9 protein-coding genes are annotated in these 7,708 nt (G+C 67.8%); all 9 read right to left on the minus strand.

Features of this window, described 5'->3' with window-relative positions:
* Positions 1-1,554, minus strand: a 1,554-nt coding sequence (locus DQP56_RS20865; protein WP_112688704.1) for an NADH-quinone oxidoreductase subunit G, incomplete at its 3' end; no start/stop codon positions are given.
* On the minus strand, positions 1,551-2,903 hold the full coding sequence (gene nuoF / locus DQP56_RS20870) for an NADH-quinone oxidoreductase subunit NuoF (protein WP_112688706.1): 1,353 nt from the start codon (positions 2,901-2,903) through the stop codon (positions 1,551-1,553). The genes nuoF and DQP56_RS20865, both read right to left, overlap by 4 nt.
* Positions 2,900-3,673: an NADH-quinone oxidoreductase subunit NuoE gene (gene nuoE / locus DQP56_RS20875; protein ID WP_112688708.1), complete on the minus strand. Its 774-nt coding sequence runs from the start codon at positions 3,671-3,673 to the stop codon at positions 2,900-2,902. Before nuoE ends, nuoF begins: the two co-directional genes overlap by 4 nt.
* A 56-nt stretch (positions 3,674-3,729) precedes the next feature.
* Positions 3,730-5,043 (minus strand): NADH dehydrogenase (quinone) subunit D, encoded by a 1,314-nt coding sequence (gene nuoD, locus DQP56_RS20880; RefSeq protein WP_013829791.1) that lies wholly within the window; start codon positions 5,041-5,043, stop codon positions 3,730-3,732.
* Positions 5,043-5,744, minus strand: a complete 702-nt coding sequence (locus DQP56_RS20885) for an NADH-quinone oxidoreductase subunit C (RefSeq protein WP_112688710.1) — start codon at positions 5,742-5,744, stop codon at positions 5,043-5,045. The genes nuoD and DQP56_RS20885 overlap by 1 nt, the downstream gene beginning before the upstream one ends.
* Positions 5,741-6,295: a NuoB/complex I 20 kDa subunit family protein gene (locus DQP56_RS20890; RefSeq protein WP_013829789.1), complete on the minus strand. Its 555-nt coding sequence runs from the start codon at positions 6,293-6,295 to the stop codon at positions 5,741-5,743. Before DQP56_RS20890 ends, DQP56_RS20885 begins: the two co-directional genes overlap by 4 nt.
* Before the next feature lie 22 nt (positions 6,296-6,317).
* Complete coding sequence (locus tag DQP56_RS20895) at positions 6,318-6,695, minus strand: NADH-quinone oxidoreductase subunit A (protein WP_112688712.1); 378 nt, start codon at positions 6,693-6,695, stop codon at positions 6,318-6,320.
* Positions 6,696-6,950: 255 nt separating this feature from the next.
* Positions 6,951-7,364, minus strand: a complete 414-nt coding sequence (locus tag DQP56_RS20900; protein WP_112688714.1) for an Rv3143 family two-component system response regulator — start codon at positions 7,362-7,364, stop codon at positions 6,951-6,953.
* A gap of 88 nt (positions 7,365-7,452) precedes the next feature.
* A partial coding sequence (locus DQP56_RS20905; RefSeq protein ID WP_234825757.1) for a DUF6285 domain-containing protein occupies positions 7,453-7,708 on the minus strand: 256 nt, incomplete at its 5' end.

Raw genomic sequence — 7,708 nt, forward strand, 5'->3', positions numbered from 1 at the left:
CAGGCCCGCCAGGGCGCCGCTGTCGAGGGCGCCGCGCTCCCCGGCGCGCCGCGGCACCCAGGCCAGTCGCGCCCCGGTCGCCTCGGCCAGCCGAACCGCCGCGGACAGCGCGCCGGGGGAGCCCGCCAGCCGCTCGCCGACCAGCACCACCGCACCGGGTTGGCGCAGCCGCTCGCTGAGCTCGGCATGGCCGGAGCCGTCGATGATGCCGTCCAGCGCAGCCGCTTCGCCGCCGGGAACGGTCGGCAGCAGGGTGCCGAACATCTTGGTCAGTGCGCGGTCGGCGAACGGCGCGACGGCGAACACGCCGGCGCCCTTCTTGCGGGCGGCCTTGCGTAGCCGCAGGAAGATGATCGGCGACTCTTCCTCGGGCTCCAGGCCGACCAGCAGCACTGTTGCAGCGGTTTCCAGGTCGGCGTAGCTCATGCCGATTCCGCTCCCGGCCACCCGCGCGGCCAGGAACGCGGCTTCCTCGGCGGACTGGGTACGCGCCCGGAAGTCGATGTCGTCGCCGCGCAGCGCCACCCGGGTGAACTTGGCGTACCCGTAGGCGTCCTCGGCGGTCACCCGGCCGCCCACCAGCACGCCGGTGCCTTCGCGCGCCGCGGCCAGGCCGCGCGCCGCTACCGCCAGCGCATGCGGCCACGAGGTGGAGACCAGCTCGCCGCTGTCGTCGCGCACCAGCGGCGTGCTGATCCGGTCGGGCTGGACGGCGTAGGTGAACGCCCAGCGCCCCTTGTCGCAGTTCCACTCTTCGTTGACGTCCGGGTCGTCGCCGGCCATCCGGCGCATCACCTTGCCGCGCCGGTGGTCGGTGCGCTGGGCGCACCCGGACGCGCAGTGCTCGCAGACGCTGGGCGTCGACACCAGGTCGAACGGGCGGGCCCGGAACCGGTATGAGGCGCCCGTCAGCGCGCCCACCGGGCAGATCTGCACGGTGTTGCCGGAGAAGTAGGAGTCGAACGGCGTCTCGGTGTAGATGGCGACCTGCTGCAGGGCGCCGCGGTCCATCATCTCGATGAACTTGTCCCCGGCGATCTCGTCGGCGAACCGGGTGCAGCGCGCACACAGGATGCAGCGATCACGGTCCAGCAGCACCTGCGAGGAGATGTTGATCGGCTTGGGGTAGGTCCGTTTGGCCTCTTCGAAGCGGGTCTCGGTGCGGCCGTGGGCCATCGCCTGGTTCTGCAGCGGGCATTCACCGCCCTTGTCGCAGGTCGGGCAGTCCAGCGGGTGGTTGATCAGCAGCAGTTCCATCACCAGGTGCTGGGCTCGGTCGGCTTCGGCGGAGGTGTGTTGGGTGCGCACCACCATGCCCTCGGCCGCGGCCACCGCGCAGGAGGGCTGCGGCTTGCGCTGGCCCTCCACCTCGACCATGCACTGTCGGCACCAGGCGACCGGGTCCAGCAGCGGGTGATCGCAGAACCGTGGGATCTCGATCCCCAGTTGCTCGGCGGCCCGGATGATCAGGGTGCCCTTGGGCACCGTGACCTGCTGATCGTCGATGGTGAAGGTCACCGACTCCGGGTTCTCCTGACGGTCGGGCCCGGTCATGCCGCACCGCCGTCGGATCCGTTAGGCACGAACATGCTCGCTTTCGGGTCGAACGGACAGCCCCCGTCAAGGTGGGCGATGTATTCGTCACGGAAGTACTCGATCGACGACTGCACCGGCATCGCAGCGCCATCCCCCAACGCGCAGAAGGATTTTCCGAACAGCACGTCAGCGATGTCCAGCAAGGTGTCGAGGTCTTCGGGTGTGCCGCGGCCGGTCTCCAGCCGCTCGTAGATCGGCACCAGCCAATAGGTGCCCTCCCGGCAGGGCGTGCACTTACCGCAGGACTCGTGCTTGTAGAACTCCGACCAGCGCCGGGCCGCGCGCACCACGCAGGTGGTCTCGTCGAAGATCTGTAACGCTTTGGTGCCCAACATCGAACCGGCTGACGCCATACCCTCGTAGTCCAGCGGGATGTCGAGATGTTGATCGGTCAGCAGCGGGGTCGACGACCCGCCGGGCGTCCAGAACTTCAGCCGGTTACCGTCGCGAATCCCGCCGGCGTACTCCAGCAGTTCGCGCAGCGTGATGCCGAGCGGAGCCTCGTACTGGCCGGGCCGATTCACGTGCCCGGACAGCGAATACAGCGTGTAACCGCGGGACTTCTCGGTGCCCATCGACCGGAACCAGTCCGCCCCGTTACGCAGAATCGACGGCACGCTGGCAATGGATTCGACGTTGTTGACCACCGTGGGGGAGGCGTACAGCCCGGCGACTGCCGGGAAGGGCGGGCGCAGCCGGGGCTGACCCCGGTAGCCCTCCAGCGAGTCGATCAGCGCGGTCTCCTCGCCGCAGATGTAGGCGCCCGCCCCGGCGTGCACGGTGATGTCGAGGTCGAAGCCGGTGCCGCCGATGTCGGTGCCCAGCAGCCCCGCCGCGTACGCCTCGGCCACCGCGTTGTGCAGTCGGCGCAGGATCGGCAGCACCTCACCGCGCACATAGATGAAGGCGTGACGGGCGCGGATCGCGTGGCTGCAGATGATCATGCCCTCGATGAGCACGTGCGGCGTCGCCAGCAGCAGCGGGATGTCCTTGCAGGTACCGGGCTCGGATTCATCGGCGTTGACCAGCAGATAGTGCGGTTTGGCGCCCGCGCCATCGGTGCCCTGCGGGACGAACGACCACTTGGTCCCGGTGGAGAATCCGGCACCGCCGCGGCCGCGCAGCCCGGAATCCTTGACCAGCTCGATGACATCGTCGGGAGCCATGGCCAGCGCCCGCTGCATGCCCTGGTAGCCGCCGTGGCGACGATAGGTTTCCAGCGTCCAGGATTCGGGGTCGTCCCAGTAGCTGCTCAACACCGGGGTCAGCGGCGTCGCCGCGGTGGCGCGGCTCGGTGGGGAAGTCACTGTCCGCTCCCGTCGGCGTCGGTTTCCGGAGCGGCCATGCCGTGCTCGTGGGCGAAGCGCAGCCCGGCCAGTGTCGGCCCGGCCGGGCCGCCCTGGCCGTCGTCGGGACGATCGTCGGCGAATCCGGCCAGCACCCGGGCGGTTTCGCGGAAACTGGTCAGCGGCAGCCCGCGACTGGGCCGCACCTCACCACCGGAGCGCAGCGCATCGGTCAGATCGCGCGCCGACTCCGGGGTCTGCTGGTCGAAGAACTCCCAGTTGACCATCACCACCGGGGCGCAGTCGCAGGCGGCGTTGCACTCGATGCGCTCCAGCGTGACCTTGCCGTCGGCGGTGGTCTGCGCGTCGTTGACGTCCAGATGCTCCTTGAGCGCGTCGTAGATGGCGTCGCCGCCCATCACCGCGCACAGCGTGTTGGTGCACACGCCCACCAGGTATTCGCCGGTCGGCTTGCGCCGGTACATCGAGTAGAACGAGGCGACGCCGGCGACGTCGGCGCCGGTCAACCCGAGCACGTCGGCCACGAATGACAGACCGGCCGGGGTGATGTAGGAGTCCTCGGCCTGGACCAGGTGCAGCAGCGGCAGGATCGCCGAGCGTGGCTGCGGGTAGCGACCGATGATCTCCTTGGCGTCGGCCTCCAGGCGCGCGCGCACCTCATCGGAGTAGCTGCGCGGCGCATCGGGGTGGTTGAACTGGTTCGGTTCCTCCGGTGGCCGGCCCAGCTGCAGGAACACCCGGTTGCCGTCGGTCCCGGCGGTCGGCGGCATCAGCCGGCCACGTCCGGTCTTGTTGGCAATTTTTCTTTGGAGGTCACCCGTTTCGCTCACCGGTCCACCCCGCCCATCACCGGGTCGATGCTGGCGACCGCGGCGATCACGTCGGCGATGAGTGCGCCTTCGCTCATCGCGGCGACCGCCTGCAGGTTGGTGAACGACGGGTCTCGGTAGTGCACCCGGTAGGGCCGGGTGCCGCCGTCGCTGACCATGTGCACCCCCAGCTCGCCGCGCGGCGACTCGACCGATACGAACACCTGCCCGGGCGGCACCCACAGATCCTCGGTGACCCGCTTGAAGTGGTGGATCAGCCCCTCCATCGAGTGGCCCATGATCCAGCCGATGTGCTCGCGCGAGTTACCCTGCCCGTCCGGGCCTATCGTCAGGTCGCCCGGCCAGGCGATCTTGCGGTCTTCGATCATGACGGGATCGCCGTGCGACTTGACCAACTTCTCCACACACTGCTCGACGATTTTCAGCGACTCCTTGATCTCCGCGATGCGGATCAGGTAGCGGCCGTAGGCATCACAGCCGTCATCGGTGATCACATCGAACTCGTAGTCCTGGTAGCCGCAGTACGGCTCTTCGCGGCGGACGTCGTACGGCAGGCCGGTGGACCTCAGCACCGGGCCGGTGATGCCCAGCGCCATGCATCCGGTCAGATCCAGGTAGCCCACCCCCTTGGTGCGGGCCTTCCAGATGTAGTTATCGGTGAGCAGGTCCTCGATGTCCTTGAGCCGCTTGGGCATCAGCTTGAGAAAGTCGCGGATCTGGCCGATCGCCTCGTCGGGCAGGTCCACCGAGACTCCGCCGGGCCGGATGTACTGGTGGTTCATCCGCAGTCCGGTGATGGTCTCGAAGATGTCGAGCACCAGTTCGCGTTCCCGGAAGCCGAACAGCATCACCGACAGCGCGCCGAGTTCCATGCCGCCGGTTGCCAGCGCAACCAGATGCGAGGAGATCCGGTTGAGTTCCATCATCAGTACTCGGATCTGGCTGACGCGTGGCGGGATCTCGTCGGTGACGTCGAGCAGCTTCTCTACCCCGAGGCAGTAGGCGACCTCGTTGAAGAACGGCGACAGGTAGTCCATCCGGGTCACGAAAGTGACGCCCTGGGTCCAGTAACGGCTCTCCAGGTTCTTCTCGATGCCGGTGTGCAGATAGCCGATGCCGCAACGGGCTTCGGTCACCGTCTCGCCGTCGAGTTCGAGGATCAGGCGCAGCACACCGTGCGTCGACGGATGCTGCGGGCCCATGTTGACGACGATCCGTTCGCCGGGGTCGGCGGCGCGGGCCGCTTCGACCACCTGGTCCCATTCCTGGCCGCCGACGTTCAGGACGGTCCGGGGTGTCTCGGTGCTCATCAGTTGTAGGCCCTCCGCTGGTCCGGCGGCGGTATCTGCGCGCCCTTGTACTCGACCGGGATGCCGCCCAACGGGTAGTCCTTGCGTTGCGGGTGGCCGTGCCAGTCGTCGGGCATCTCGATCCGGGTCAGCGCGGGGTGGCCGTCGAAGATGATCCCGAAGAAGTCATAGGTCTCGCGCTCGTGCCAGTCGGTGGTGGGATAGACGCCGTACAGCGACGGGATGTGCGGATCGGCATCCGGCGCAGCGACTTCCAGCCGGATCCGCCGTCCGTGGGTGATGGAGCGCAGCGGGTAGACGGCGTGCAGCTCACGGTCGGTGTCGGCGGGGTAGTGCACGCCGGACACCCCGAGGCTCAGTTCGAATCGCAGGGCCGGTTCGTCGCGCAGCAACTGGGCGACCGCCGGCAATTGTGCCCGATGGACATACAACGTCAGCTCGCCGCGGTACACCACCACTTTCTCGACGGCATCGGCGAATTCGATCCCGTCGCGCTGCAGCACCGCGGTGAGGGTATCCACGACTTCGTCGAAGTAGCCGCCGTAGGGCCGCGGTGTCTCGCCCGGCAGCGCCGCCTCGCTCACCAGACCTCCGTACCCCGACGTGTCGCCGGGGCCGGCCGCGCCGAACAGTCCGCGACGGACCTTGATCACATCCTCGGAGTCGGCCGGGCCTTCACCGTCGGCAGTGCCCTGGCTCACCGCAGCAACCCCCTCATCTGCCAGGTGGATGGGGCCGACAGGGCCGCCTCTTCGGTGGCAGTGATCACCTGCTCCCGGTTGGCGCCCAACGGCATATCGCGAATCTTCTCGTGCAGCTTGAGAATTGCGTACATCAGCATCTCCGGCCGTGGCGGGCAGCCGGGCAGGTAGATGTCGACCGGGACGACATGGTCCACCCCCTGCACGATCGCGTAGTTGTTGAACATCCCGCCCGACGATGCGCACACGCCCATCGACAGCACCCATTTCGGCTCGACCATCTGGTCGTAGATCTGCCGCAGCACCGGCGCCATCTTCTGGCTGACGCGGCCGGCCACGATCATCAGATCGGCCTGTCGCGGCGAGGCCCGGAAGACCTCCATGCCGAACCGGGAGATGTCGTAGTCGGGCGCCATCGACGACATCATCTCGATCGCGCAACACGCCAGGCCGAAGGTGGCCGGCCACAGCGAGCCCTTGCGGAAATAACCGGCGAGGTCCTCCACGGTGGACAACAGGAGACCGCTCGGTAGTTGCTCTTCTAATCCCATCGATAAGCCCGCCTACTCCAAATCAATCCCAATTGAGGCCGCCGCGCCGCCAGACGTAGGCATACGCGACGAAGACGACGGCGGCGAACAGCAACATCTCGATCAGGGCGAACACCCCGAGGCCGTCGAAAGCGACCGCCCAGGGATAGAGGAAAACGATCTCGATGTCGAAGACGATGAACAGCATCGCGGTCAGGTAGTACTTCACCGGGAAGCGCTGCCCAGGCGGGGCATGCGGTCCGCTGACCGGCTGGTCGGTGGGTTCGATGCCGCACTCGTAGGCGTCCAGCTTCGCCCGGTTGTAGCGTGACGGGCCGGCCAGTGCCCCGGCGACCACGGAGAACACGGCAAAACCGGCGGCGAGCGCGGCGAGCGCGAGGATCGGCAGATACTGGTTCATGCTCAGTGACGTGGTTCCCTTCCGGGCGTCGATTGTGAGTTCAGGCACAGCCTAGCCCGCGGCAACCGGGAGGTCGCGAAGAATGTGAAATTGTAGGCAACTGTGACCGGCATCACCATCAGCGACCAACGGCCACAGGGCAATTCGCTTCTGAGGCTGCCCTAACCCGGCGGTTCGGCCGGGCGGGAGCCGCCGTATCAACCCCGGGGGTTCAGCGAGGCTCGACGCAGGAGAGGTGAAGCTGGGACCGCCGCATTAACCGCGCGTCGGGGTACGCAGCAGCCCCAGTACCTCGCGGCTCAGCGCCATCGGGTCCACCGGGTGCGGCAGCACGCCGTCGGCGTGGGACCATCTCGCCAGCCATACGTCGTCTGCGCGGCCGGTCAGCACCACGATCGGCGGGCAGGGGGTGAGCTCATCCTTGAGCTGTTTGCAGATGCCCATCCCGCCGGCCGGGGTGGCCTCCCCGTCCAGGATGGCGAGGTCGATGCCGCCGGCGTCCATCTGCCGGATGACCACCGGTTCCGTCGCTACTTCGACATAGCTCAGCTCCGGTAGATCCGGGTGCAGGTGCTTGCCCAACGCGGTCATGACCCGCGCGCGGGTAGCGGCATCGTCGCTGTAGACCAGGATCCGCAGCGCTTGGGAGGAAGGCGTGGAGTCAGACACGTTGGGAATGCTACTGCTCGTACGGCGCCGATAGAGCGGGTTTGCGCGACGACCACCGAAGTGACTGTCGCGCAGTGACTCTAACGCTTCAACGATCGTAGCCGGGGTGGTCGATCGAGAGTCGGTGGCGCACCAGGGTGTAGAGACAGGCTTCGACCGCGTCGGATCTGTCGTCGAGGTCACCGGCCCGGATGGCGGCGGCCAGGCCGGCTTCGTCGGTGAAACCCAGTCCGGACAGGGCGTGCGTCGCGGCGCCGGCGGCGGTGTCGCGCAACTCCCGTTCGACGATGCGCAGCGCGTTGGCGGCGACCCGGGCGTGGAAGTTGACCTGGCCGTTGGTGGCG

It is taken from the genome of Mycolicibacter senuensis (assembly GCF_003284925.1).
Lineage (GTDB): Bacteria > Actinomycetota > Actinomycetes > Mycobacteriales > Mycobacteriaceae > Mycobacterium > Mycobacterium algericum_A.